At 65.9% G+C, this 26,637-nt stretch carries 22 protein-coding genes; 16 read left to right on the plus strand and 6 right to left on the minus strand.

Annotation, left to right across the window (positions count from 1 at the left end; translation table 11 throughout):
* Positions 1-65: 65 nt before the first annotated feature.
* From acnB to N4261_RS10030, 3 genes are read right to left on the minus strand one after another with little or no spacing between them, the layout of a single operon-like run.
* Entirely contained in the window at positions 66-2,657 is a 2,592-nt protein-coding gene (gene acnB, locus N4261_RS10020; RefSeq protein ID WP_261760007.1) for a bifunctional aconitate hydratase 2/2-methylisocitrate dehydratase, read from the minus strand.
* A 57-nt stretch (positions 2,658-2,714) separates the two neighbouring features.
* Positions 2,715-3,143 (minus strand): type II toxin-antitoxin system VapC family toxin, encoded by a 429-nt coding sequence (locus N4261_RS10025; protein WP_261760008.1) that lies wholly within the window; start codon positions 3,141-3,143, stop codon positions 2,715-2,717.
* Positions 3,144-3,148: 5 nt separating this feature from the next.
* Positions 3,149-3,394: an AbrB/MazE/SpoVT family DNA-binding domain-containing protein gene (locus N4261_RS10030; RefSeq protein WP_261760009.1), complete on the minus strand. Its 246-nt coding sequence runs from the start codon at positions 3,392-3,394 to the stop codon at positions 3,149-3,151.
* Between the two features lie 268 nt (positions 3,395-3,662).
* On the opposite strand from N4261_RS10030, the gene N4261_RS10035 reads away from it, so the two are divergent.
* Positions 3,663-3,914, plus strand: coding sequence for a type II toxin-antitoxin system Phd/YefM family antitoxin (locus tag N4261_RS10035; RefSeq protein WP_261760010.1), 252 nt, complete (start codon positions 3,663-3,665; stop codon positions 3,912-3,914).
* The gene (locus N4261_RS10040) at positions 3,901-4,299 is read left to right on the plus strand and encodes a type II toxin-antitoxin system RelE family toxin (RefSeq protein WP_261760011.1); all 399 of its coding nucleotides are present in this window, start codon (positions 3,901-3,903) and stop codon (positions 4,297-4,299) included. Before N4261_RS10035 ends, N4261_RS10040 begins: the two co-directional genes overlap by 14 nt.
* Before the next feature lie 190 nt (positions 4,300-4,489).
* Here the strand turns inward: N4261_RS10040 and N4261_RS10045 are convergent, their stop codons facing one another.
* The 3 genes from N4261_RS10045 to N4261_RS10055 form a co-directional block, all read right to left on the minus strand.
* Complete coding sequence (locus N4261_RS10045; RefSeq protein ID WP_261760012.1) at positions 4,490-5,059, minus strand: hypothetical protein; 570 nt, start codon at positions 5,057-5,059, stop codon at positions 4,490-4,492.
* Positions 5,060-5,149: 90 nt separating this feature from the next.
* A complete protein-coding gene (locus N4261_RS10050) occupies positions 5,150-6,190 on the minus strand; it encodes an HpcH/HpaI aldolase/citrate lyase family protein (RefSeq protein WP_261760013.1) in 1,041 nt (346 codons plus the stop codon).
* A gap of 259 nt (positions 6,191-6,449) precedes the next feature.
* Entirely contained in the window at positions 6,450-7,436 is a 987-nt protein-coding gene (locus N4261_RS10055) for a malate dehydrogenase (protein ID WP_261760014.1), read from the minus strand.
* 390 nt (positions 7,437-7,826) lie between these two features.
* Here N4261_RS10055 and N4261_RS10060 point away from each other — a divergent pair, with 390 nt between their 5' ends.
* The 14 genes from N4261_RS10060 (at position 7,827) to N4261_RS10125 (ending at position 26,597) form a co-directional block, all read left to right on the plus strand.
* Positions 7,827-8,609 carry a GntR family transcriptional regulator gene (locus tag N4261_RS10060; protein WP_261760015.1) on the plus strand — a complete coding sequence of 261 codons (783 nt, stop codon included), beginning with the start codon at positions 7,827-7,829 and terminating at the stop codon, positions 8,607-8,609.
* A 106-nt stretch (positions 8,610-8,715) separates the two neighbouring features.
* Positions 8,716-9,156: a succinate dehydrogenase, cytochrome b556 subunit gene (sdhC, locus tag N4261_RS10065; protein WP_261760016.1), complete on the plus strand. Its 441-nt coding sequence runs from the start codon at positions 8,716-8,718 to the stop codon at positions 9,154-9,156.
* A 60-nt stretch (positions 9,157-9,216) separates the two neighbouring features.
* Positions 9,217-9,579 carry a succinate dehydrogenase, hydrophobic membrane anchor protein gene (gene sdhD, locus N4261_RS10070; RefSeq protein ID WP_261760017.1) on the plus strand — a complete coding sequence of 121 codons (363 nt, stop codon included), beginning with the start codon at positions 9,217-9,219 and terminating at the stop codon, positions 9,577-9,579.
* Between the two features lie 3 nt (positions 9,580-9,582).
* The gene (sdhA, locus tag N4261_RS10075) at positions 9,583-11,391 is read left to right on the plus strand and encodes a succinate dehydrogenase flavoprotein subunit (protein WP_261760018.1); all 1,809 of its coding nucleotides are present in this window, start codon (positions 9,583-9,585) and stop codon (positions 11,389-11,391) included.
* Positions 11,392-11,409: 18 nt separating this feature from the next.
* Positions 11,410-12,114 (plus strand): succinate dehydrogenase iron-sulfur subunit, encoded by a 705-nt coding sequence (locus N4261_RS10080; protein WP_290428856.1) that lies wholly within the window; start codon positions 11,410-11,412, stop codon positions 12,112-12,114.
* Positions 12,115-12,135: 21 nt separating this feature from the next.
* Positions 12,136-12,417: an FAD assembly factor SdhE gene (locus N4261_RS10085; protein WP_261760019.1), complete on the plus strand. Its 282-nt coding sequence runs from the start codon at positions 12,136-12,138 to the stop codon at positions 12,415-12,417.
* Positions 12,418-12,454: 37 nt separating this feature from the next.
* Positions 12,455-13,765 carry a citrate synthase gene (gene gltA / locus N4261_RS10090; protein ID WP_261760020.1) on the plus strand — a complete coding sequence of 437 codons (1,311 nt, stop codon included), beginning with the start codon at positions 12,455-12,457 and terminating at the stop codon, positions 13,763-13,765.
* Between the two features lie 290 nt (positions 13,766-14,055).
* The gene (locus tag N4261_RS10095; protein ID WP_261760021.1) at positions 14,056-15,072 is read left to right on the plus strand and encodes a LacI family DNA-binding transcriptional regulator; all 1,017 of its coding nucleotides are present in this window, start codon (positions 14,056-14,058) and stop codon (positions 15,070-15,072) included.
* The gene (locus N4261_RS10100; protein ID WP_261760022.1) at positions 15,069-16,145 is read left to right on the plus strand and encodes a ribokinase; all 1,077 of its coding nucleotides are present in this window, start codon (positions 15,069-15,071) and stop codon (positions 16,143-16,145) included. Before N4261_RS10095 ends, N4261_RS10100 begins: the two co-directional genes overlap by 4 nt.
* A gap of 16 nt (positions 16,146-16,161) precedes the next feature.
* Entirely contained in the window at positions 16,162-17,199 is a 1,038-nt protein-coding gene (locus N4261_RS10105) for a nucleoside hydrolase (protein WP_261760023.1), read from the plus strand.
* A 111-nt stretch (positions 17,200-17,310) separates the two neighbouring features.
* A complete protein-coding gene (locus N4261_RS10110; RefSeq protein WP_261760024.1) occupies positions 17,311-18,633 on the plus strand; it encodes a TRZ/ATZ family hydrolase in 1,323 nt (440 codons plus the stop codon).
* A 104-nt stretch (positions 18,634-18,737) separates the two neighbouring features.
* Positions 18,738-19,880 (plus strand): ABC transporter substrate-binding protein, encoded by a 1,143-nt coding sequence (locus N4261_RS10115; protein WP_261760025.1) that lies wholly within the window; start codon positions 18,738-18,740, stop codon positions 19,878-19,880.
* 1,057 nt (positions 19,881-20,937) lie between these two features.
* Positions 20,938-24,954: a phosphoribosylformylglycinamidine synthase gene (purL, locus tag N4261_RS10120; protein ID WP_261760026.1), complete on the plus strand. Its 4,017-nt coding sequence runs from the start codon at positions 20,938-20,940 to the stop codon at positions 24,952-24,954.
* Positions 24,955-25,457: 503 nt separating this feature from the next.
* Positions 25,458-26,597, plus strand: a complete 1,140-nt coding sequence (locus N4261_RS10125; RefSeq protein ID WP_261760027.1) for a branched-chain amino acid ABC transporter substrate-binding protein — start codon at positions 25,458-25,460, stop codon at positions 26,595-26,597.
* The last annotated feature ends 40 nt before the right edge of the window (positions 26,598-26,637 follow it).

The raw sequence follows: 26,637 nt of genomic DNA on the forward strand, positions 1-26,637 counted from the left end.
TTGGGCTCAAACGCCAGGAGCGCCGGCGTTTCAGCCGGGCTCACCGCTTCTGCGTCAAGCGCGCATCACACCGTCACCGACTTCGCCGTATCCGCGTACTCCTCGATCTGATCGAAGTTCAGATAGCGGTAGACGCTGTTCACGTCCTTGTTGATGATGCCCATCGCGTCGTGGTACTCGGCCAGGGTCGGGATGCGGCCCAGCCTGGAGCACACCGCCGCCAGCTCGGCCGAGCCCAGGAACACGTTGGTGTTCTTGCCCAGACGGTTGGGGAAGTTGCGGGTGGAGGTGGACATCACCGTCGCGCCTTCACGCACCTGCGCCTGGTTGCCCATGCACAGCGAGCAGCCCGGCATTTCGGTGCGGGCACCGGCCGTGCCGAAGGTGGCGTAATGGCCTTCCTTGATCAGCTCGTTCTGGTCCATCTTGGTCGGCGGCGCGACCCACAGCTTGACCGGAATGTCGCGCGCGCCGCCCAGCAGCTTGGCCGCCGCACGGAAGTGGCCGATGTTGGTCATGCACGAGCCGATGAAGGCTTCGTCGATGGCGGTGCCGGACACCTCGGACATGAACTTCGCATCGTCCGGATCATTCGGGCAGCAGACGATCGGTTCCTTGATGTCGGCCAGGTCGATCTCGATCACGGCCGCGTACTCGGCATCCGCATCCGCTTCCAGCAGGTCCGGCTTGGCCAGCCAGGCTTCCACGTTCTTGATCCGGCGCTCCAGGGTGCGCTTGTCCGCATAGCCGTCGGCGATCATGTTCTTCATCAGGACGATGTTGGAGGTCAGGTACTCCTTGATCGGTTCCGGATTCAGCTTGATGGTGCAGCCGGCCGCCGAGCGCTCGGCCGAGGCGTCGGACAGTTCGAAGGCCTGTTCCACCTTCAGGTCGGGCAGACCTTCGATTTCCAGGATGCGGCCCGAGAAGATGTTCTTCTTGCCCTTCTTCTCGACCGTCAGCAGACCGGCCTTGATGGCGTACAGCGGGATGGCATGCACCAGGTCACGCAGGGTGACGCCGGGCTGCATCTGGCCCTTGAAGCGCACCAGCACCGACTCGGGCATGTCCAGCGGCATCACGCCGGTGGCCGCGCCGAACGCGACCAGGCCCGAGCCCGCAGGGAAGGAAATGCCGATCGGGAAGCGGGTGTGGGAGTCACCGCCGGTGCCGACGGTGTCGGGCAGCAGCAGGCGGTTCAGCCAGCTGTGGATCACGCCGTCGCCCGGACGCAGGGCGACGCCGCCGCGGTCGCTGATGAAGGCCGGCAGCTCGCGGTGCATCTTCACGTCCACCGCCTTGGGATAGGCAGCGGTGTGGCAGAAGGACTGCATCACCAGATCGGCCGAGAAGCCCAGGCAGGCCAGGTCCTTCAGCTCGTCACGGGTCATCGGACCGGTGGTGTCCTGCGAACCGACGGTGGTCATCTTGGGCTCGCAGTAGGTGCCCGGACGAATGCCGTGGTTGTCCGGCAGACCGCAGGCGCGGCCGACCATCTTCTGCGCCAGGGTGAAGCCCTTGCCGGAATCGGCCGGGGCCTTGGGCAGGCGGAACAGGGTGGAGGCGGGCAGGCCCAGGAACTCGCGCGCCTTGCCGGTCAGCGAGCGGCCGATGATCAGGTTGATCCGGCCGCCGGCGCGGACTTCGTCCAGCAGCACGTCGCTCTTGAGCGCGAATTCGGCGACCACGGCGCCGTTCTTCTCGATCTTGCCGTCGTAGGGATAGACGTCGATCACGTCACCCATTTCGAGGTTGTTCACGTCGACTTCGATCGGCAGGGAACCGGAGTCTTCCTGCGTGTTGAAGAAGATCGGCGCGATCTTGGTGCCCAGCGTCACGCCGCCGAAGCGCTTGTTGGGCACGAACGGGATGTCCTGGCCGGTGGCCCAGATCACCGAGTTGGTGGCCGACTTGCGCGAGGAGCCGGTGCCGACGACGTCGCCGACGTAGGCGACCAGGTGGCCCTTCTTCTTCAGGTCGTCGATGAACTGCATCGGACCGCGCTTGCCGTCTTCCTCGGGCTTGAAGGCCGCGTCGGGGCGGGTGTTCTTCAGCATCGCCAGGTAGTGCAGCGGGATGTCGGGACGGCTCCAGGCGTCCGGCGCGGGGGACAGGTCGTCGGTGTTGGTCTCGCCGGGCACCTTGAAGACGGTGACGGTGATCTTCTTCGCGACTTCCGGACGCGAGGTGAACCACTCCGCATCGGCCCAGCTCTGGATCACCGCCTTGGCGTGCGCATTGCCGGCCTTCGCCTTTTCCGAGACGTCATGGAAGGCGTCGAACATCAGCAGCGTCTTCTTGAGGCCTTCGGCGGCCACGCCGGCCACAGACGCATCATCCAGCAGGTCGATCAACGGCTTGACGTTGTAGCCGCCGACCATGGTGCCCAGCAGCTCGGTGGCCTTGGCCTTGGAGATCAGGGCCACGGTCAGGTCGCCGTGCGCGACCGCCGACAGGAAGCTGGCCTTGACCTTGGCGGCGTTGTCCACGCCCGGGGGCACGCGGTGGGTCAGCAGGCCGACCAGGAATTCACCTTCGCCCGCGGGCGGGTTCTTGATGAGCTCGATCAGCTCCGCGACCTGCTTGGCATCCAGCGGCAGGGGCGGGATACCCAGCGCGGCGCGCTCGGCTTCGTGTTGGCGATAGGCTTGCAGCATGGCGAACTCCAGTCTCTTGGGTCTCTGGCTTGGGTCAGGAAAACGGGGTCTTGTCGGTCAGGGTGCACTGGGCACGATGACCTTGAGCCCCTTGAAATAGTCTCGGAAGAATCCCTGGTCACGGGTGATGAGGCCGTCGCACTGCAGCATGGCGTGGGCGCCGACCAGGAAATCGGGAATCGCGCGGGGCAGGGCGCCGCTGTCGGCGGCGCTCTTGTCACGCAGGCGTTGCTTGAACTTGCGTTGCATCTCGCCGGCACGGATGGCCGCACGCTGATCGATGGGCGAGAAGCTCAGCCCCATCTCCTCCAGTGCATCCATCACCTCGGAGCCATGGCCCAGGCCGGCGGTCACTTCGGACAGCACCACATCGCACAGCACGACCGGCCCGCTGGACAGCGCCAGCCGCAGGGCCGCCTCGGCCGCGTCGGCGCCCGGCGCGTCGCCGAGCAAGTCGATGAGAACAGAGCTGTCGACAGCGATCATGCCGATCAGGCCTCGGTCGGATCGGTAGGGGCGCGACCGCGCAAGTCGCGCATCACGTCATCGGTAGAGGTGCCTTCGGGCAGCTTGAAACGGCCGCGTGCGCGCGAGATGGCGTCATCCACGTTCTTGCGCAGGATGATGCGGGCGCCGTCCAGCTCCACCTTCAGCGTGGTGCCCTTGGTCAGGCCCAGTGCATCGCGAACGGCCTTGGGCAGCGTGATCTGACCTCGCTCAGCGACGGTGGCTTCCATGGAACGCTCCTGGCGGATGTGGAGAAGGACAAGAACAAGGACGAAGGCGTCGGATTCTGCCCGGCTTCGGCGGTATGGGCCGAAAAGTATGCATGAATTCTACATACTTCCTGCCTGCCGTACACCCCGGCCCACTATCCGACGCGGCGGGTAGGAGATTGCCGCGTGCCGGTCGTGCAGAGATCAGGCCGGACGAGCGTCGCTCCGCTCCCGATGGTTGACCGGTGTGGATTGCGTAGCTATATTTGGAGCCAAATTGGGAGCCAAAATGCAAGCCATTCTCGCTGATATCGCCGTGAGCATGTCGGAGTTCAAGAAGAACCCGGCAGCCGTACTTCGTGAAGCCAACAAGCGCCCGGTGGCGGTGCTCAATCACAACAAGGCCGCCTTCTACATGGTCGAGCCCGAGCTGTTCCAGGTGCTGATGGAAGAGCTGGCCGACCGTGATCTGATGGCGAAGGTCCGCGCTCGGCTGATCGACAAGAGCCGGGCGGTCGAGGTGGACATTGACGACCTTTGATGAAGCACTGAATGCGAACAAGGCGACGCGCAAACATCGCTATCGCTTGATGTTTCTGCCGGAGGCGCTGGAAGAGTTTCGAGCGCTGGACGGCGCTGTGCGGGCCAATCTCAAAAAGCTGTTGGCCAAGCGGCTGGACAATCCTCACGTTCCTGGCGGTGAACTGCATGGCGACCTTGCTCATTGCTACAAGATCAAGTTGCTCAAACAGGGCGTTCGGCTGGTTTACCAGGTCGAGAACGATCGTTTGATCGTCCTGGTCCTGACCGTGGATCGGCGCGAAGACAACGCGGTTTACAAGTCCGCCATGGCACGCCTGGTCCAGGCCGCTAACGTGCTGGCCAAGGCGGTCAAGACCGCCATCAAGAGTGGCGATCCTGTGTAGCCGCGATCAGCCGGCCTCAGCCTGCCTCAGTCGGCCCCAGTCGGCGTCACCACAGCGTCACCCCCGCATCACCCGGCCGCAGCGGACCCTGCACCAATGAAAAAGCCGCCCGATCTGGGCGGCTTTGCGATGGCACGGCAGGGTGCCCGAGGACGTCGCCTGCGCTCAGGACAACGATCCCGCCGAGGACTTACAAGCCGCTGGGCGCAATGCCCAGGCCGCCGGACGGGGCCGAGGCCGAGCGGGCAGCTTCGATCGCAGCGCGCTGTTCCGGATGCACGCATTCATCCACCATGCGTTGACCCGCGCGGACGTCCAGCAGCATCGACTTGTTGGCGATCTGGACCATCAGCGTGCGGCCGGTCACGTCTTCCAGACGCAGGGCGCCCGTCGACGACAGCACCGGCTTCATCGTGAAGACGTTCTTCAGGTAGGACACGTCGATGTAGCCGGCGTGCTTGAGGTTGGGGCTGATGTTGACCGTCTGCCGGAACTCGCACTCGTATTGGCCGAGGTGGGCCTGCTTGGCCGCCAGCAATTGCTCTTCATTGGCTTCAGCCAGCGGCGCCGGGCCGGCAGGCGCTTTGGCCGCTTTCTTGGCGGCGGGCTTGGCCGTGGCCGTGGCCGTCTTGGCGGCTGCAGGCTTGGCGGCAGCCGGCTTGGCGGCCGTGGTGCCGGCAGCGGGTTGGGCCAGGGCGGCGCCGCCCAAGGTCAGGGCCGCGACGGCGGTGCCGGAGAGGAGGAGCGAGGTCAGTCTCATGCGATGTTGCCTGGTGAGGAGTCGGGGCCGATGCGCGGCGACGGTGAATTGTCACCTTGGGGAGGGACGCGAATCTCGGCCTTTTGTGTGTCAAACGGTAGGGGATGTACCGGTAGATGCCGGAGTCGTGACGGGCGGTGCACGAAACCAGGCCTGTGTCACTTCCGCCGGCAGGTTCTGACCGGTGCGATGAGCGCGCTGCAGCAAATGCCAGAACAAGCGGTAGCTGGCCCGATCGTGTAGTACGTCACGGTATTGGATCGGTGCCCATTGCGCGGCCTGCGCGGCCAGCAGGAGTTCGATGGCCTCGTCGATCTCGGCCACGCTCGGCGCGAAGGCATCGATGATGGGTTGGATCTGGTGGGGATGGATGCTCCACATCCGGGTGTACCCGAACTCGCGCCCCGCGCGCTCGGCGGCGGACTGGATGGCGCGCTCGCTCTTGAACTCGGTCACCACGCAATGCGACGGCGTCTTGCCGTAGGTGTGGGCGGCAGCGGCGATCGCCAGCTTGGCCCGCTGGACCAGTGGATGGCTGAACTGGCCCTCGACCGTCAACGCCGAGCGCGGAATCGCGCCGCGATGCGCGGAGACGAAGTCCATCAGCCCGAATGACAGTGACTCGATCCGCGGATGCGCCGCAATGGCCATCACATCACGCAAGGCGCCATGGGTCTCGATCAGCGTGTGCAGCGGCAGTGGGCGATGGATGTGATGGCGGGCCAGGCAGTCGTCGATGACGTTGATGGCGCGTTGCAGATCGTCCAGCCCTTCGGGCTTGGGGATCATCAGATAGGCCAGCTTCTCGCCGCCGCCGGCGATCACGGCCTCGACATCGGCCTCGAACGACGGATGCTGGAAGGGATGCACACGCACCCCGACGCGGCCATGCGCATTGAGCGTGCTGTTGAGCAGATGCAGCACCAGCAGCATGTGCTCCGCCTCGCCGCCGATCGGCGCGCCGTCTTCGCAGTCCAGGGTGATGTCGAACACCGGGCCCATCTGAACCTGGAGTTCCAGACTCTTGCGCATGCGGGCCTCGACCCCGCAATAGTGGTCGACGACCGGCAGCACGACGGGCGCGACGCCCTCCTCGAACAGGGCCTGGGCGGGGTGGATGGCAAGGCTCATGGTGATGGCGCTGTGGGGCTCGACAGGAATCCGGGCCTGAACCGTCCGTCCAGGGCAATCAGTTCGCCCGAGGCGATCGGCTCGCCCGGCCCGCATTGAAAAAGGGTCGGCTCCTCTCGGAACCGACCCTTCAAGTTTCGCTCAGAAATGTCCCCGTCCACCGTTTGGCTGGCTTGGCAGCACCGATCAGGCCGGTGGTGTCGTGTCAGCCTGCGGCTGCCCTGGAAGGGTGTGCCGCAGGTGGCCGGGGAGGCGCTGCTTACAGCAGGTGCTTGACGCCAGCCTGTTCTTCGGTGAGCTCGTTCAAGGTCTTGTTGATGCACTCGCGCGAGAACTCGTCGATCTCCAGGCCTTCGACGATCTTGTACTCGCCGTTTTCGCAGGTGACCGGGTAGCCGAACATCACTTCCTTCGGGATGCCGTATTCGCCGTTCGACGGCACGCCCATCGTGACCCACTTGCCTTGGGTGCCCAGGGCCCAATCGCGCATGTGGTCGATGGCGGCATTGGCCGCGGAGGCTGCCGAGGACAGGCCGCGGGCGGCAATGATCGCGGCGCCGCGCTTGCCCACCGTCGGCAGGAAGGTGTTGCGGTTCCACTCTTCATCGTTGATCAGGGCCTTGACCGGCTGACCGTCGATGGTGGCGAAACGGTAGTCCGCATACATCGTGGGCGAGTGGTTGCCCCACACGGCCAGCTTCTCGATGCCGGCGACGGCCTTGCCGGTCTTCGCAGCGATCTGCGAGGCGGCGCGGTTGTGGTCCAGGCGCAGCATGGCGGTGAAGTTCTTGGCCGGCAGATCCGGGGCCGACTTCATCGCGATGTAGGCATTGGTGTTGGCGGGGTTGCCCACCACCAGCACGCGCACATTGCGCGAGGCGACGGCGTTCAGGGCCTTGCCCTGCACCGTGAAGATCTGGGCGTTGGCGGCCAGCAGGTCGGCGCGCTCCATGCCCGGGCCGCGCGGACGGGCGCCGACCAGCAGGGCGTAGTCGGTGTCCTTGAAGGCGGTCATCGGGTCGCTGTGGGCTTCGATGCCGGCCAGCAGAGGGAAAGCGCAATCTTCCAGCTCCATGATCACGCCCTTGAGCGCGTTCTGGGCCTTCTCGTCGGGGATCTCCAGCAGTTGCAGGATCACAGGCTGATCCTTGCCCAGCATTTCGCCGGAAGCGATGCGGAACAGCAGGGCGTAACCGATCTGGCCGGCGGCGCCGGTGACGGCGACGCGAACGGGTTTCTTGCTCATCAGAGTCTCCGAAATGTGCGAGTGAAAACTGGATGGCGCGGTCCGTGCCCGGCGCCAGCGACGGCAAGTGTAGGACAGCCGAACCTTCGGTAGAGCCCTAATGCGTCTTCTTCGCCCATCTGAAGCGTGGTCAAGCGGGCAGCGTGCGCAGGAGCGAGAGGAAAATTTCGCTCGTGATCCGGCTGAATCGGCGCTGAGCCGCCGCCGAACTGGCGCCGACCTGGCGGTGAATCGGCGCGAAATTGGTGCGGAATCGGGCTAGAACCGACCCCGCTCTGACGCCTGTCTGACGCGGTTCTGACACTCTTGTGTCTTATATAAGACTATTGCGGTGGGTTTCCCTCTGCGGAGGTGGACGCGGTGAAGCGCTTTGTGCTCGAATGCCGCCCCATGTCTCCCCCGCCCGCAGCCGACCATCCGGTGACGCCGCTCAATGAGTTGGCGCGCGCTGAATTGGCGCCGGCGTTCAGTCCGTTGTATCGGCAGATCAAGGGCTTGATCCTGCAGGGGCTCCAGACCGGCGAGTGGAAGGCCGGGGAGGGCATTCCCAGCGAAGTGGAACTGGCGGCGCGTTTCGGCGTCAGTCAGGGCACGGTCCGCAAGGCCATTGACGAGCTGGCAGCGGACAACCTGCTGGTGCGGCGCCAGGGCAAGGGCACCTTCGTGGCCACCCATGCGGAGCAGCAGCAACAGTACCGGTTCCTGCGCCTGACGCCCGATGCCGGTGCGCCGGCCTCGCTGGGACGCCAACTTCTTCACTGCCGCCGCCAGCGCGCGCCGGCCTGGATCGCCAAGTTGATGCATTTGCGTGCGGGTGATCCGATGATCGAGATCCGCCGGCTGCTGCACAGCGGCGGCCAGCCGGTGGTGCTGGATGACATCTGGCTGCCCGGCAGCCTCTTCAAGGGCCTGACGACCGAACGACTGCAGGAGCACCGCGGTCCGTTCTACGGCTTGCTCGAAACCGAATTCGGCGTGCACATGGTTCGCGCGCAGGAAAAGATCCGGGCGGTGGCGGCGGAGGAAGAGTCCGCCGCGCCGCTGCAGGTGACGCCCGGCAGTCCGCTGCTGAGCGTGGAGCGGCTCTCCTTCACTTATGGCGACAAGCCGGTGGAGTTGCGCCGCGGTCTCTACAACACGACCCATCACTTCTATCGCAACGACCTCCACTGACGTTTTCGGCGCATGGCGACTTCAACGACATGCGCCCAGCACCCCGCGCCAGGGTATTGCGTTGCCATAAAATCGTTTGGGTTTCACATCAATTACAAGGTCGGACATGACGGACGCCACTTCAGCCACCACCAAGAAACGACCGGTCTACACCAACATCCACATCACGCAGATCGTCGGCTACCGCCTGCCGCCCGCAGGCATCGTCTCGATCCTGCACCGCATCAGCGGCCTGTTGATGTTCCTGCTGTTGCCGTTCGTGATCTGGCTGTTCGACAACAGCCTCACCTCGGAAATCTCCTACGACACCTTCACCAGCGCCTTCGTGGCCGGCATCGGCTTCCTGCCGGGCTGGTTCATCAAGCTGGTGACACTGGCGCTGATTTGGGGCTACCTGCATCACTTCATTGCCGGCGTGCGCCACCTGTGGATGGATGCCACCCACAGCGTCAGCAAGGCACAGGGCCATAACAGCGCCATCGTCACCCTGGTCCTCGGCGTCGTGCTGACGGTCGCCCTGGGTGCCAAGCTGTTCGGCCTGTACTGATTCATCGACGCGGATGGATCAACGCGGATTCATCGAAGAACACCGAAGAGGCAATCTCCAATGACAACCTATGGAACGAAGCGCACCGTCGTCGGTGCGCATTACGGGCTGCGCGACTGGATGGCCCAGCGCGCGACCGCGGTGCTGATGGCGCTGTTCACCATCGTGCTGCTGGCACAGGTGCTGTTCACCAGCCAGCCGCTGGGCTATGACCTGTGGGCCGGCATCTTCAGCCGGCAGTGGATGAAGTTCCTGACCTTCGCGCTGGTGATCTCGCTGGCGTATCACGCCTGGGTCGGCGTGCGGGACATCTGGATGGATTACGTCAAGCCAGTGGGACTGCGGCTCGCGCTGCATGTGTTCACGCTGGTGTGGTTGGTGGGTTGCGCGGGTTGGGCGATCCAAGTGCTCTGGAGGCTGTAAGAAATGCAAATCGGAACCTCGCTCCCCAAGCGCAAGTTCGACGTCGTCATCGTCGGAGCCGGTGGCTCTGGCATGCGCGCGTCGCTGCAGCTGTCGCTCGCCGGCCTGAATGTGGCTGTCCTGTCGAAGGTTTTTCCCACTCGCTCGCACACCGTGGCCGCCCAGGGCGGCATCGGCGCCAGCCTGGGCAACATGTCGGAAGACAACTGGCACTATCACTTCTACGACACGGTGAAGGGTTCGGACTGGTTGGGTGACCAGGACGCCATCGAGTTCATGTGCCGTCAGGCCCCGCAAGTGGTCTACGAGCTGGAACACTTCGGCATGCCGTTCGACCGCAACCCGGACGGCACCATCTATCAGCGCCCGTTCGGCGGCCACACCGCCAACTACGGCGAGAAGCCGGTGCAGCGTGCCTGTGCCGCCGCTGACCGCACCGGCCATGCGCTGCTGCACACGCTCTATCAGCAGAACGTCAAGGCCCGCACCAACTTCTTCGTCGAATGGATGGCGCTGGACCTGATCCGCGACGCCGACGGCGACGTGGTCGGCGTGACCGCGCTGGAGATGGAAACCGGTGAGGTGCACATCCTCGAGGCCAAGACCGTGCTGCTGGCCACCGGTGGCGCGGGTCGCATCTTCGCGGCCTCGACCAATGCCTTCATCAACACCGGCGACGGTCTGGGCATGGCCGCTCGCGCGGACATCCCGCTGCAGGACATGGAGTTCTGGCAGTTCCACCCCACCGGCGTGGCCGGCGCGGGCGTGCTGCTGACCGAAGGCTGCCGCGGCGAAGGCGCGATCCTGCGCAATGCCAATGGCGAGCGCTTCATGGAGCGCTATGCCCCGACGCTGAAAGACCTGGCACCGCGTGACTTTGTCTCGCGCTGCATGGACCAGGAAATCAAGGAAGGTCGCGGCTGTGGTCCCAACAAGGACTACGTCGTGCTGGACATGACCCACCTGGGCGGCGAGACCATTCTCAAGCGCCTGCCGTCGGTGTTCGAGATCGGCCACAACTTCGCCAACGTCGACATCACCAAGGAGCCGATCCCGGTCGTGCCGACCATCCACTACCAGATGGGTGGCATCCCGACCAATGTCCATGGCCAGGTCGTCGTGCCCAAGGGCGACGACTACAAGAGCGTGGTCAACGGCCTGTATGCGGTGGGCGAGTGCTCCTGCGTGTCGGTCCACGGCGCCAACCGCCTGGGCACCAACTCGCTGCTGGACCTGGTGGTCTTCGGCCGCGCGGCCGGCAACCACATCGTGGATTCGCTGACCAAGTCGACCAAGCTGCACAAGCCGCTGCCCAAGGATGCGGCCGAGCTGACGCTCTCGCGCCTGAACCGCCTGGAAAGCAACAACGGCGGCGAATACGCCCAGGACGTGGCCAACGACCTGCGCACCGCGATGCAGGCGCATGCCGGCGTGTTCCGCACCAGCGCGATGCTGGACGAGGGCGTCACCGCCGTCGCCGCCATCCGCGAGCGGGTCAAGAACATCACGCTGAAGGACAAGTCCAAGGTCTTCAACACCGCCCGTGTCGAAGCGCTGGAGGTGGACAACCTGATCGAAGCCGCCGAGGCCACGATCGTGTCGGCCGCTGCCCGCAAGGAATGCCGTGGTGCCCACACCGTCAACGACTTCGAGCGCGGTGCGGACGATGCCGAATTCCCGCTGGGTCGCAATGACAAGGAGTGGATGAAGCACACGCTGTGGCACTCCGCCACCAACAGCTTGACCTACAAGCCGGTCAACCTGCAGCCCCTGACCGTCGACAGCGTCCCGCCGAAGGTTCGCACCTTCTAAGCGCCGCAGGAGATTCAAATGATCAAGCGCACCTTCAAGATCTACCGCTACGACCCGGACAAGGACGCCAAGCCCTACATGCAGACCATCGAGCTCGAGCTCGCCGGTAACGAACGCATGCTGCTGGACGCCCTGCTCAAGCTCAAGGCGGTCGATCCCACCCTGTCGTTCCGCCGTTCCTGCCGTGAAGGCGTGTGCGGTTCGGACGCGATGAACATCAACGGCAAGAACGGTCTGGCTTGCCTGACCAACCTGCGTTCGCTGCCGGATGTCATCATCCTCAAGCCGCTGCCGGGTCTGCCGGTGGTCCGCGACCTGATCGTGGACATGACGCAGTTCTTCAAGCAGTACAACTCGATCAAGCCCTACCTGCTGAACGACGAGCGCCCGCCTGAAAAGGAGCGCCTGCAGTCGCCTCAGGAGCGCGAGGAGCTCGACGGCCTGTACGAGTGCATCCTGTGCGCCAGCTGCTCCACGAGCTGCCCCAGCTTCTGGTGGAACCCCGACAAGTTCGTCGGTCCCGCCGGTCTGCTGCAGGCCTACCGCTTCCTGGCCGACAGCCGCGACCACGGCACCGCGGAACGCCTCGACAACCTCGAGGACCCGTACCGCCTGTTCCGCTGCCACACCATCATGAACTGTGTCGACGTCTGCCCGAAGGGTCTCAACCCGACGAAGGCGATCGGCAAGATCAAGGAACTGATGGTGCGTCGCGCCGTCTGACGCGCGCCCACGGATCGAACCATGACGACACTCGCCGGAAACACCCTCATCAACGAGAGGGATCTCTCTAAGCTCAAGTGGCGCTGCCGCCGCGGTCTGCTGGAGAATGACCTCTTCATCGAGCGGTTCTTCCGGCAACACGAGACAAGTCTGACTGAGTTCCACGCCGAGGGTCTCAGGCAGTTGATGGACCTGTCCGACAACGACCTGCTGGATCTGATGCTGGCCCGCAAGGAGCCGGCTGACGATCTGGACCGCCCCGACGTGCACGCGGTGCTCGCGCTGCTCAGGACCCCTCAGTAAGACCGCACAAAATCCCCCGAAGTCATAAGGAATGCCCATGACCCCGTCTGACGTCAAAGCCACCCTGTCGTTCTCCGACGGCAGCCCCCAGATCGACCTGCCGCTGTACAAGGGCACGATCGGTCCGGATGTGATCGATATCCGCAAGCTCTACGGCCAGACGGGCAAGTTCACCTACGACCCGGGCTTCCTGTCGACCGCCTCCTGCAACTCCACCATCACCTACATCGACGGTGACAAGGGCGAGCTGCTGTATCGCGGCTATCCGATCGAGCAACTGGCCGTCAACTGCGACTACCTCGAGACCTGCTACCTGCTGCTCTACGGCGAGCTGCCGACACCGGCGCAGAAGGAAGACTTCGTCGACCGCGTGACCCATCACACGATGGTCAACGAGCAGATGCAGTTCTTCCTGCGCGGCTTCCGCCGCGACGCGCATCCGATGGCGGTCATGACCGGCCTGGTGGGCGCGCTGTCGGCCTTCTATCACGACAGCACCGACATCAATAACCCCGAGCACCGCGAGATCGCAGCGATCCGCCTGATCGCGAAGATGCCGACGCTGGTCGCCATGGCCTACAAGTACACGATCGGCCAGCCCTATGTGTACCCGAAGAACGACCTGTCCTACGCCGGCAACTTCATGCGCATGATGTTTGCCACGCCGTGCGAGGAGTACAAGCCCAACGACGTGCTGGTCCGCGCGATGGACCGCATCTTCACCCTGCATGCGGACCACGAGCAGAACGCCTCGACCTCCACCGTGCGTCTGTGCGGATCGTCCGGCACCAACCCGTTCGCGGCCATTGCGGCGGGCGTGGCCTGCCTGTGGGGCCCGGCGCACGGCGGCGCGAACGAAGCGGCGCTGAACATGCTGGGCGACATCCAGAAGCAGGGCGGCGTGGCCAAGATCGGCGAGTTCATCAAGCAGGTCAAGGACAAGAACAGCGGCGTCAAGCTGATGGGCTTCGGTCACCGCGTCTACAAGAACTACGATCCGCGCGCCAAGCTGATGCGCGAGACCTGCCATGAAGTGCTGAACGAGCTGGGTCTGCATGACGACCCGATGTTCAAGCTGGCGATGGAACTCGAGAAGATCGCGCTGGAAGACGAATACTTCGTCGCCCGCAAACTCTACCCGAACGTCGACTTCTACTCGGGCATCGTGCAGCGCGCCATCGGCATCCCGGTGCCGCTGTTCACCGCGATCTTCGCGCTGGCCCGCACCGTTGGCTGGATCGCCCAGCTCAACGAGATGATCGGCGACCCCGAGTACAAGATCGGCCGTCCGCGTCAGCTGTTCGTCGGCGCCACCCCGCGCGACGTCAAGCCGATCGCCCAGCGCTGATCGACGAGCGCTGATCGACGAGCGTCAGGCGCCGCAAGGTGCCTGCGCCACACCGCTGCTGCAAAGCCCCCGAGCCTTCCGGCCGGGGGCTTTGTTCTTGCTGGGCAAGCCGGTGAGGGGATCCCGTCCTTCGTTAGGGATTCTCGAGGGCGTGATCACCATCGTCTTGCGCTATGCTTCGGCCGCTTTGCAAACGTTTGCAATTGACCGTTCGCGCGGTTTTGACCTGTCGTCCGAAACCACGCGTGCCATCAAGATTCACCCGGACCTGACGAGGACCGAAGCTACCAATGAGCACCATCAAGGATGTGGCCGCGCTGGCGGGGGTGTCCTTCACCACGGTGTCGCATGTGTTGAACAACACGCGACCGGTGAGTGCCGACGCGCGGGCGCGTGTGCTGGCCGCCGTCGATGAGATCGGCTACTTCCCCAGTGCGGTGGCGCGCTCCCTGCGGCGCAGCGAGACCAAGATCGTCGGCGTGCTGGTGCCCAATGTGCGCAACCCGTTCTTCGCGGAGCTGGTGGTGGGGGTGGAGGAGTGTTGTCGGCAGGCCGGTTATTCGGTGTTTCTCTGCAACTCGGACAACGACCCCAAGCACCAGCAGGCCTATATGCGCACGCTGCTGGAAAAGCGCATCGACGGCCTGTTGCTCAGCTCCGCCGGTGACACCGAGGCCCTGGCCGCCACCTTCCGCCACGCCAGTGTGCCGGTGGTCACCGTCGACCGCCTGGTGCCGGGCGCGCGCGCCGACCGGGTCAGCGTCAACAACCAGCTCGGCGCGCTGGAGGCGGTGCGGCATCTGCTGTCGCTGGGCCATCGGCGCATCGGCTGTGTGAGTGGTCCGGCTGAATTCGAAGTCACCCAGGAGCGGGTCTCCGGATGGCGCACCGCGTTGCAGGACGCCGGCATCGAGCCGCGCCCTGATTGGCTGGTGGAGAGCGACTTCAGCACGGCCGGCGGCTATGAGGCGGTGAAGGCCTTGCTGCGCCGCCAGCCCGAACTCACGGCGGTCTTCACCGGCAACGACCTGATGGCGATGGGCGCGCTGCGTGCCGCCGCCGAGTTGGGCCTGTCGGTGCCGCGCCAGTTGTCGGTCGTCGGCTTCGACGCGATCGAGCTGGGCAGCTACATCTATCCCGCGATCACCAGCGTGGGCTGCTCGATCCGCGACCTGGGCCGAGAGGCCGGCCGCGCATTGATCGAGCGCATCGAGAATCCCCAGGCGCCGTTCAAGGACCTGCAACTCACGCCGCAGCTGGTGCTGCGCGAGAGCACTGCGGCGCCGTCGTCTTCGGAGCAAGCATGAGTATCCAAGCGCCCGCTGCGTCGGGCCCCGGCGCGTCCCCGAGCGCCTCTGCCGCCGCCACCGTGGTGGTGGTCGGCAGCGTCAACATGGACCTGGTGGCCCACGCCGCACGCCTGCCCGCACCCGGCGAAACGCTGATCGGTGAACGCTTCGCCGGCACGCCTGGCGGCAAGGGCGGCAATCAGGCGGTGGCCGCCTCGCGCTTGGGCGCCGATGTGGCCTTGATCGGCCGCGTCGGCTTGCGCCAGCATGGGCATGAACTGCTGCAGGCGCTGGAAGCCGAACGGGTGCAGACCCAGACCATCCGCCGGGACGACCAGGCCTGGCCCGGCATCGCCGTGATCATGGTCGCGCGCGAGGACGGCGAAAACGCGATCGTCGTGGTCCCCGGCAGCAATGCCGACCTGAGCGAGCAGGACATCGACGGTGCCGCTGCCACCCTGCGGCAGGCCAAGGTGGTGGTTGCGCAATTGGAGGTGCCGGTGCCGGCCATCCAGCGCGCCTTCGAGATCGCGCGCTCCGGCGGCGTCACCACGGTGTTGAATGCCGCCCCCGCGCAAGACCTGCCGGCGGCGTTGCTGGCGCAGACCGACTGGCTGGTGGTCAACGAGACCGAGGCCGCGCAGTTGGCCGGCGCGGCCGTGCCTCAGACCGGCGATGCCCTGACGATGGCCCGCGCCGCTGCCGCCGTGCTGCGCCAGCGTGGACCCCGTCAGGTCCTGGTGACGCTGGGCGGCCAGGGCGCCTGGTTGCTGGCTGACGATCATCCCGAGGGCCTGCACCTCGCGGCCACCCGCGTCGACGCGGTGGACACCGTGGGCGCCGGGGATACGCTGGTCGGCGGCCTGGCGGTGGGCCTGGCCGAGGGGCTGAGCGCCGCGCGCGCTGCGATGCTGGGGCAATCCGCCGCGGCCTTGGCGGTCAGCCGGACCGGCGTGCAGCAGGCCATGCCGCACCGCTCGGAGCTGCCGCCGTTGCCGCCGCAGCCCGCCGCGATCGGTGGGGCGTCTCCGTCTGCCAAGTCGTCCGCCACGTCCGCCGGGGCTGTCCCGGCACCTTCCTTCAACGCCTGACCTGGAGCCGTCTCCCATGGGCAGCCTGTCTTCGACTGTTTCCACCCCCTCGATCGCCTCGACCGCTTTGACCTCCGCATCGTCCAGCGATCCGACCGCACGCATCCCGGTCATCTTTGACACCGATCCCGGCATCGATGACGCCCTCGCGCTCGCCCTGCTGGCGTCGCATCCGCGCTTCGATCTGCTGGCGGTCACCGCCGTGTTCGGCAATGCCGCCGTGGACATCACCGCGCGCAATGCCCGCGGCCTGTGCGCGCTTTTCCAGTCCGACGTGCCCGTGGCGGTGGGGGCGGCCGGTCCGCTGTTGGACAGCCGCCGCCGTGACGGCGCCGCACATGTGCATGGCGACGACGGCATCGGCGGCCTCAGCGGGCAGTTGCCTGCACCGCAGCGCGCGCTGGATCCGCGTCCGGCCCATGTGCTGATCTGCGACATGGTCAACGCCCGTCCGGGTGAGATCACGCTGGTGGCGGTCGGTCCGTTCACCAACCTCGCACTGGCCCTTCGCCATGACCCGGGCATCGCCGGCAAGGTCAAGCAGGTGGTCGTGATGGGCGGCGCCTTCGGCCTGAAGGGCCACAGCGGCAACGTGTCGCCGGTGGCGGAGGCCAACATCATGGCCGACCCCGAGGCCGCGGATCAGGTGTTCACCGCGCCGTGGCCGGTGATCATCGTCGGCCTGGACGTGACCCAGGAGGTGATCATGCGCGAGGCCGATCTGGCCAGGCTGCAAGGCCGCGGGCAGGGCGCTGGCGACCTGCTGTGGCAGGCCACTCGCCACTATCAGCAGTTCTATGACGCCCGCGACGGCATCGGCGGGATCTATGCCCACGACGCCAGCGCCGCCGCCATCCTGCTGGTGCCCGAGGCGTTCACCCTGCGCGACGGTCCGGTGCGGGTGGTGCTGGACGGCATCGCGACCGGCCAGACCATCCAGGACTGGCGCCAGGAACACCGCGGCGACACGCCGTGGAACGGCCAGCCGGTGCAGCGGGTGTGTGTGGCCGTCGACGCGCCGCGCGTGCTGGCCCTGTTCGACGCGATCTATTGACCAACGGCGGCCCGCTGTGCCGCCGCACCTTCCCGGAATTCAAGACAATGTGGGATGCCGCGCGCGGCGCGTCCCCGCGTTCCTACGTCCCCACGCCCCAAGGAGAACCCGATGTCCACCCAAGCCGTGAAGCTGCTGTTGCCCCGCTGGCTGATCACCATGACCCCGGGCAGCCCGGTGCTGGAGCAGCATGCGCTGGCCATCGAGGGCGATCGCATTGCCGCCGTGCTGCCGCGTGAGGAGGCGCTGCGCCAGTACGCCGATGCCGAGCGGGTCGAGCTGCCCCACCATGTGCTGATCCCCGGCCTGATCAATTCGCACACCCATTCGGCGATGTCGCTGCTGCGCGGTGTCGCCGACGACCTGGCGCTGATGGACTGGCTCAACAACCACATCTGGCCGCTGGAGCGCCAGTGGGTGAGCGAGGACTGGACCTACCAGGGCTCGATGCTGTCGGCCGCCGAGGCGATCCGCGGCGGGGTGACCTACCTCAACGACATGTACTTCTTCCCCACCGCCATGGCCCGTGCCGCGGTGGACAGCGGCCTCCGCGCCGGGGTGTCGATCAATGTGATCGACTTCCCGACCGGCTATGCCGCCAATGCGCAGGACTACATCGACAAGGGGCTGGCCGCCTACGAGCAGTTCAAGGGCGAATCCCTGCTGGACTGGACCAGCGCGCCGCATGCGCCGTACACCGTGTCCGACGAGACCTTCATCCAGCTGCGCCAGCTGTCGGAAAAATACGACCTGCAGATGCACTGCCACATCCATGAGACGCAGGATGAGATCGAAGGCAGTCTGAAGCAGTTCGGCGAGCGCCCGCTGGCTCGCTTGAACAAGCTGGGCCTGCTGAACGCCAAGATGATCGCCGTCCACATGGTCCATCTGACCGACGACGAGATCGAGATGATCGCCCGCCAGGGCGTGCACCTGGTCCACAACCCGAACTCCAACCTGAAGCTCGCCTCGGGCATTGCGCCGGTCAAGGCGCTGGAGGCTGCAGGCGTGAACACCGTGCTCGGCACCGATGGCGCGGCGTCCAACAACCGCCAGGACATGTTCAACGAGATCCGCGCCGCCGCGCTGCTGGCCAAGGGCGCCACCGGCGACCCGCTGACCGTCTCCGCCCGCACCGCGCTGGAAATGGCCACGGTGCGTGCCGCCAAGGCCATGGGCCGGGCCAACGACCTGGGCACCCTCGAGCCCGGCAAGCAGGCCGACGTGGTGGCGGTGGCCCTGGATTCGCTCGAATGCCAGCCGGTCTATCACGCCGATGCGCAGCTCGTGTATGTGGCCGGGCGTGAACATGTCACGGATGTGTGGGTGGCAGGACGGCAACTGTTGAAAAATCGCACCAATATGTCGATCGATGTGCCCGCACTGATGGGACGGGTGCAGGACATCGTCGCTAAGATGCGCGCGGGACGCTGACCCCCTCATCTACGGGGGGTGGGCGTCGAGGCGCCGATCGCTACCCCCCCGGTCGGTTGTAGGGGACAGAGCCGGTTGCGTACAACGCCGGCAGGACAATCACGATGACATTCCATCCTTGGAGCCGCCGGTCCATCGCCGGACTTCTTTCCACCTTCGCGCTGGCCATCGGCGCCACCGGGGCCGCGCACGCCCAGATCATCGTCGGCCAGACCGCCGGTATCACCGGCCAGGTCGCCGCCAGCGTCAAGGAACTCAACCTGGGCGCCCGGCTGTACCTGGACCACATCAACGCCACCGGCGGGGTCGGGGGCCAGAAGATCGAACTGGTGTCGATGGACGACGCCTTCGATCCCAAGCGGTCCGCCACCAACGCCCAGGCGCTGATCGACAAGGGCGCCGTCGCCCTGTTCCTCACCCGCGGGACGCCCCACACCCAGGCCGTGATGCCGCTGCTGGAAAAATACCAGCTGCCGCTGATCGCGCCGTCCACCGGGGCGTCGCTGCTGCACAAGCCGGTGCACCCCTACGTCTTCAACGTCCGCTCCACCTACCAGCGTGAAGCCGAACGGGCCGTCCAACTGCTGCTCGAGATGGGCAACACCCGGATCGCCATCGTCCAGGTGAACGACACCTTCGGCCAGGACGCCGCCCAAGGCGCACTCCGTGGGCTGACCGACCAGAAAACCAAGCCGGTCCTGCACCTCACCTACGACCGCGAAAAGCCGGATGTGCCCAATCTGGTCAAGCAAGTCATGACCGCAGATCCGCAGGTCGTGCTGTTCATCTCGACCCAGCAGGTGGCATCGGAAACCATCAATGCCCTGCGCGCTGCCGGCTCCCGCACGCTGGCGTCGACACTGTCCAACAACGCGTCGGCCGGCTTCATCCAACTGCTCGGTCAAAACGCGGCCGGCGTCATCGTGTCCCAAGTGTTCCCCAACGAACGCAACATGACGCTGCCCATGGTTCGTGAAGTCACCGACCTCGCGAAGGCCAAGCAAGCCGAAACCGGCGGGATCGTGACCCCCGCAATGATGGAAGGCTTCGTCTCAGCCAAGGTGCTCGTGGAAGCCATCCGGCGCGCCGGCAAGGACGTCAGCCGCGCGGGGATCACCCGCGCACTCAACGGCATGACGAAGTACGACCTCGGTGGGATCGATATCGGGTTCAGCCCGACCGATCACACAGGGGCAAGCTATGCCGATATCGCGATCATTGATCCGCGGGGACGCTTTCTGCGCTGAGCGCGTGCCGGCTTTGGGGCGCTTCAGACGGGATTCCCGCTTCGCCCCATCGGCGTGGTGATCGCAGCAGACGCCGCAGACAGACGACACAAACGCCCGACCGGGATTGACCGGCGGGCGTTTTGTTTTTTTCTAGGGTGAATGACGGGTGAAGGTGGGCGGGGGCCTTCTGCCATTGCCATGCCGCCGCCGCCGCCGCCGCCGCGCTTGCCGACATCCCTGGCCAACTCCTTACACCCCGCCGGGTCGTCGGCCCGGCTGCCGAGTCCCTTTCTGGCGCCCCAGAAAGGAACCAAAGAACGCCTCCCTCCCGGCGAGCTTGCTCGCTGTCATCCCCCCGTCGCTCGTCTCTCCGCTCCGAGACTCCTCCAGCCCTGCTACTAGAACCCCCACCACTCGCTGACACTACCCACTCCTCGCTGCGAACGCTTGCCCGCTTTCGCGGGACGCGCCAACCGCTCAACGCAGTCCTTCCACCCCCTCCGACACTCGCCCTAAGCGGGGCTCGTCCATGCAACATCTGCGCTCGTATGTCGTCAGGTGGCAGGCTTGCCCGCTGCCGCGGGACGCGCCAACCATTCAACGCAATCCTTCCACCTTCGCCGACACTCGCCCTACGCGGGGCTCGTCCATGCAACAGCTGCGCTCGTATGTCATCAGGTGGCAGGCTTGCCCGCTGGCGCGGGACGCGCCAATCATTCAACGCAATCCTTCCACCTTCGCCGACACTCGCCCTACGCGGGGCTCGTCCATGCAACATCTGCGCTCGTTTGTCGTCGGGTGGCAGGCCAGGGTCATTCGCGCCACAGCAACTTTTTTTCTTCGTCACGGGACAGGACGATGATGCATGGTGTGCGGACCCGGCCTGCGTGGGCTCGGTCATGCGGCACCTGCGGTCGAACTTCATCGGGTCGATGATTCGATGGGATGGGCGTCGGAGCGGGGCAGGGCCCTGTTTCTTTCGTCTTGCGCCGGGTAAACCCGGTGCGGGGGGCGGTGCTGGCTAGAATGTCGGGCTCACCGCCGCGGCGCGCGCGGCGCAACCCCTCGGGATCCCATGGCCAGCACCACCTCGTCCAAGCATCTGATTCACTTCGAGGGGGGCAATGCCCTCTCATCCTTCCGGGCCGCCGCGCTGCTGGCACGTCTGCAAGCCGTCAATGAGCGCATCGCCGCCGTGCACGCCCGCCATGTGCACTGGGTCTGGACCGAACAAGCCCTCGACGACACCGCCCGCGCCAAGATCGCCGCCCTGCTGGATTACGGCGATGCCTACGAAGGCCCCGCCGACGGCACCCTGATCGTCACAGCCCCACGCCTCGGAACCCTCAGCCCCTGGGCCTCCAAGGCAACCGACATCGCCCACAACTGCAGCCTGCCGATCAAACGCGTCGAACGCGTGATCGAGTACCGCCTCTCCCTCAAGACCAGCCTGCTCGGCGCCCTCGGCAATGCCCTCAGCGGCGGCCCCAAACCCCTCACCCAGGACGAACTCCTCGCCTGCGCCGAACTGCTGCACGACCGCATGACCGAGAGCGTGCTGTTCGCCCGTGAGGACGCCACCCATCTCTTCGACGACAAGCAAGCCCAGCCCCTGGCCCATGTGGATGTGATCGGCCGCGGTCGCGCCGCACTCGACGAGGCCAACAGCGCCTGGGGCCTCGCGATGTCGGAAGACGAAATCGTCTATCTGGTCGAGGCCTTCCTCAAGCTGGGTCGCAATCCCAGCGATGTCGAACTGATGATGTTCGCGCAGGCCAACAGCGAACACTGCCGCCACAAGATCTTCAACGCGCAATTCACCATCGACGGCCAAGCCCAACCGCTGTCGCTGTTCGGCATGATCCGCAACACCGAAAAGCTGAATTCCCAGCACACGGTGATCGCCTACGCCGATAACGCCGCGGTGATGGAAGGCCATGCGATCGAACGCTGGATGGCCGCCGGCGATCAGCGCGCCCCCAAGTACGAAGCCCGCGCCGAAACCGCACATGTGCTGATGAAGGTGGAAACCCACAACCACCCGACCGCCATCTCCCCGCACCCCGGCGCCTCCACCGGTGCCGGTGGCGAAATCCGCGACGAGGGCGCCACCGGTCGCGGCGCCAAGCCCAAGGCCGGCCTGACCGGCTTCTCGGTCTCCAATCTGCATCTGCCCGGCCTGGCCGAACCCTGGGAAGCCAACGCCGTCGGCAAGCCCGCCCACATCGCCAGCGCCCTGCAGATCATGACCGAAGGCCCGCTCGGCGGCGCCGCCTTCAACAACGAATTCGGCCGTCCCAACCTCGGCGGCTACTTCCGCGTCTATGAGCAGGACGTCGACGGCATCCGCCGCGGCTATCACAAGCCCATCATGATCGCCGGCGGCGTCGGTGCCATCCGCGCCGACCTGACCAAGAAGATCGAGTTCCCCGCCGGCTCGCTGCTGATCCAGCTCGGCGGACCCGGCATGCGCATCGGCATGGGCGGCAGCGCCGCCAGCTCGATGGCCGCCGGCACCAACACCGCCGACCTGGACTTCGATTCGGTCCAGCGCGGCAACCCGGAAATCCAGCGTCGCGCCCAGGAAGTCATCAACCACTGCTGGGGCCTGGCGGAGCGCAATCCCATCCTGGCAGTGCATGACGTCGGGGCCGGTGGCATCTCCAATGCCTTCCCCGAACTGGTGAACGATGCCGGCCGCGGCGCCACCTTCGACCTGCGCCAGGTCCCGCTCGAAGAGAGCGGCCTCGCCCCCAAGGAAATCTGGTGCAACGAAAGCCAGGAACGCTATGTCCTGGCCATCGCGCCTGAAAGCCTTCCGCTGTTCACCGCGATGTGCGAACGCGAGCGCTGCCCGTTCGCCGTCGTCGGCGTGACCACCGCCCCGCGCGACCTGGTGCTGCAGGACGGGGAGGGCGGCGAACGTGCCATCGACATGCCGATGGAAGTGCTGCTGGGCAAGCCGCCCAAGGTGCATCGCGATGTGCAGCGCGTGGCCCGCTCGGGCGGCACGCTGGACCTCACCGGCGTGGACCTCACCACCGCCGCCTCCGCCGTGCTGCGCCATCCCACCGTGGCCTCCAAGCGTTTCCTGATCAGCATCGGCGATCGCACCGTCGGCGGCCTGAATCACCGCGATCAGATGGTTGGTCCCTGGCAGGTGCCGGTGGCCGATTGCGCCGTCACCCTGGCCGACTTCAAGGGCTTCGCCGGCGAAGCCATGAGCATGGGCGAACGCACGCCGCTGGCCTCGGTGGATGCGCCCGCATCCGGCCGCATGGCCGTCGCGGAAGCGATCACCAACCTGCTGGCCGCGCCGATCGAGCTCTCCCGCGTCAAGCTGTCCGCCAACTGGATGGCCGCCTGCGGCGAGCCCGGCGAGGACGCCGCGCTCTATGACACGGTCAAGGCCGTCGGCATGGAACTCTGCCCCGCGCTGGGCGTGTCCATCCCGGTGGGCAAGGATTCGCTGTCCATGCGCACCCGCTGGAGCGACGACGGCCAGACCCGCCAGGTCACCGCACCGGTGTCGCTGATCATCACCGCCTTCGCATCGCTGCCGGATGTCCGCGGCACCCTCACGCCGCAACTGCAGACCGGCGACACCACGCTGGTGCTGGTCGACCTCGGCCAGGGCCGCATGCGCATGGGCGGCTCCATCCTGGCGCAAACCCTGAACCAGTTCGGCGCCCAGGTGCCCGACCTTGATGAGCCGGCCTTGCTGAAGTCGCTGGTGAATGCGGTCAACGACCTGCGCGGCCAGGGCAAGCTGCTGGCCTACCACGACCGCAGCGACGGCGGCCTGTTCGGCGCCGCCTGCGAAATGGCCTTTGCCGGCCAGCGCGGCGTCAGCCTGAATGTGGACATGCTGGTCACCGAAGGCGACGGCATCACCGACAGCCGCGCCGACACCGGCGACTCCAAGAACTGGGCCAGCCAGGTCAGCGGCCGCCGCGAGGAACTGACGCTCAAGGCGCTCTTCAACGAAGAACTCGGCGTGGTGCTGCAGGTCGCCTCAGGCGATCGCGATGCGGTCCTGCAGACGCTGCGCGCCCACGGTCTGTCCAAGATCAGCCATGTGGTCGGCAAGACCAACGAGATGGCCCAGGTGGAAGTCTGGCGCGATGCGAAGAAGGTCTTCGCCGCATCGCTGCAGGAACTCCATCAGACCTGGGACCAGGTCTCCTGGCGCATCGCCCGCGAGCGCGACAACCCCGCCTGTGCCGACCAGGAACATGCGCTGGCCGGTGCGCCGGTCAAGGGCCTGCATTGGCTGCCCAGCTTCGATCCGGCGGAGGACATCGCCGCCCCGTTCATCGCCACCGGCGCGCGGCCCAAGGTCGCGATCCTGCGCGAGCAGGGCGTCAACTCGCATGTGGAAATGGCCTATGCCATGGCACAGGCCGGCTTCGACAGCTATGACGTCCACATGAGCGACCTGCAGGCCGGCGCGGTCGACCTGTCCACCTTCAAGGGCTTCATCGCCTGCGGCGGCTTCAGCTACGGCGACACCCTGGGCGCCGGCGAGGGCTGGGCCCGTTCCATCCTGTTCAACCCGACGCTCAAGACGGCCTTCGAAGACTTCTTCGCCCGCCAGGACAGCTTCGCGCTGGGCGTGTGCAACGGCTGCCAGATGCTGGCCGCGCTGTCGCCGATGATCCCTGGTGCCCAGCACTGGCCCAAGTTCGTCCGCAACCGCAGCGAGCAGTTCGAGGCCCGCCTGGCGCAGGTCGAGATCCTGGAGTCGCCCAGCCTGTTCTTCGCCGGCATGGCCGGCAGCCGCCTGCCAATCGCGGTCGCCCATGGCGAAGGCTTCGCCGACTTCTCCCAGCGCGGCGATGCCGCCCAGGTGCTGCGCGCCATGCGCTTTGTCGATGGCGAGGGTCAACCCACCGAGCACTATCCGCTCAACCCCAACGGCAGCCCCGGCGGCCTCACTGCGGTCACCACCGCGGATGGCCGTTTCACCGCGCTGATGCCTCATCCGGAACGCGTCTTCCGCAACATCCAGCTGAGCTGGACCGGCGGCGACCAAGCCACCTTCAGCCCGTGGATGCGCATGTTCCGCAATGCCCGGAAGTGGGTCGGTTGATCGATCGACGTTGCGCCGGTCAAGGCCGGGTCATGACGACGAACTGACCCGGCGCGACGACCCGTGGGTGGGAGGGGCAGGCAGGCAGGCGCCTGACCTTTCATCCACCTGCAACCCACCTGCAACCCACCTGAAAGCCCTGCGCGATGGCGCGGGGCTTTTTTCATGGGCGCCTGAGCCAGACATCGCGCTGTTCATCGAGGATTTGATTCGCGCGAAGACCGCTGCGGTGAGTGTCGAAGCTGTGCGGATTTCCGCACAGCCGTCCCGGCGCGGACCGCCCCGGACTGGCGCTTCGCGCCCCGTCGCAGCGCGTGGCCGCACACCGTGCGCGCACCTGAAAAATCCCATCCGGATTTGCCCCGATGACGAGCGCGCGACAACGCGAGGTGCGTGAGGTGGTTCACAGCATTTTCACTATGGATGCCCCCTCTGAAACAGAGTATGGTCGGCCGCGTTGAGAACTCAACGTCATTCCACCTATCCGAGTCGGAGGTTCTTTGATGCAAACCAAGCTGAATGTGATCGTGGGCGCGATCGCCATTACCCTGAGCGGTGCTGCCATGTCGCAGGAAGTGGTGAAGATCGGCCACGTTGGCCCGACCAGCGGCGCCATCGCCCACCTGGGCAAGGACAACGAGCTGGGCGCGAAGATGGCCATTGATGAGCTGAACGCCAAGGGCGTCACCATCGGCGGCAAGAAGGTCAAGTTCGAACTGCTGGCGGAAGACGACGCCGGCGATCCCAAGCAAGGCACCGCCGCCGCGCAGAAGCTGGTGGACTCCAAGGTCAATGGCGTGATCGGCCACCTGAACTCCGGCACGACCATTCCCGCGTCGAAGATCTATAGCGACGCCGGCATTCCGCAGATCTCCCCGTCCGCCACCAATCCCAAGTACACCCGCAACGGCTACAAGACGGCCTTCCGCGTCGTGGCTGACGACGTGCACCTGGGCGGCACGCTGGGCAAGTACGCGGTGACCACGCTCAAGGGCAAGTCCATCGCCGTCATCGACGACCGCACCGCCTACGGCCAGGGCGTCGCCGATGAATTCGAAAAGGGCGTCAAGGCTGCAGGCGGCAAGGTCGTCGGTCGTGAATTCACCAACGACAAGGCCACGGACTTCACCGCCATCCTGACCTCGCTCAAGGGCAAGAAGCCCGACGTCGTGTTCTTCGGCGGCATGGACGCCGTGGCCGGCCCGATGCTGCGTCAGATGAAGCAACTGGGCATCGAAGCCAAGTTCATGGGCGGCGACGGCATCTGCACCGCCGAACTGCCCAAGCTGGCCGCCGGCAACCTGGCTGACAGCCAGGTCGTCTGCGCCGAGGCCGGTGGTGTCGAGGGCGAGTCCAAGAAGTCGCTCGACGCCTTCAAGGTCAAGTTCAAGGACAAGTACAAGGTCGACGTCCAGATCTACGCCCCGTACGTCTATGACGCCGTCAACGTGATGGTCGACGCCATGGTCAAGGCCAACTCGTCCGATCCGAAGAAGTACCTGGCGGTGCTGGCCAAGACCGACGGCTACAAGGGCGTGACCGGTACCATCGGTTTCGATGCCAAGGGCGACATCAAGAACGGCGCGCTGACCCTCTACACCTACAAGGGTGGCAATCGCGAGCAACTGGCTGTCGTTCGCTGAGCGTGGAACGTCGGGGGGGCGAGGGCTGTCGTTGGCCTTC

Source organism: Roseateles amylovorans, from assembly GCF_025398155.2.
Classification (GTDB): domain Bacteria; phylum Pseudomonadota; class Gammaproteobacteria; order Burkholderiales; family Burkholderiaceae_C; genus Roseateles; species Roseateles amylovorans.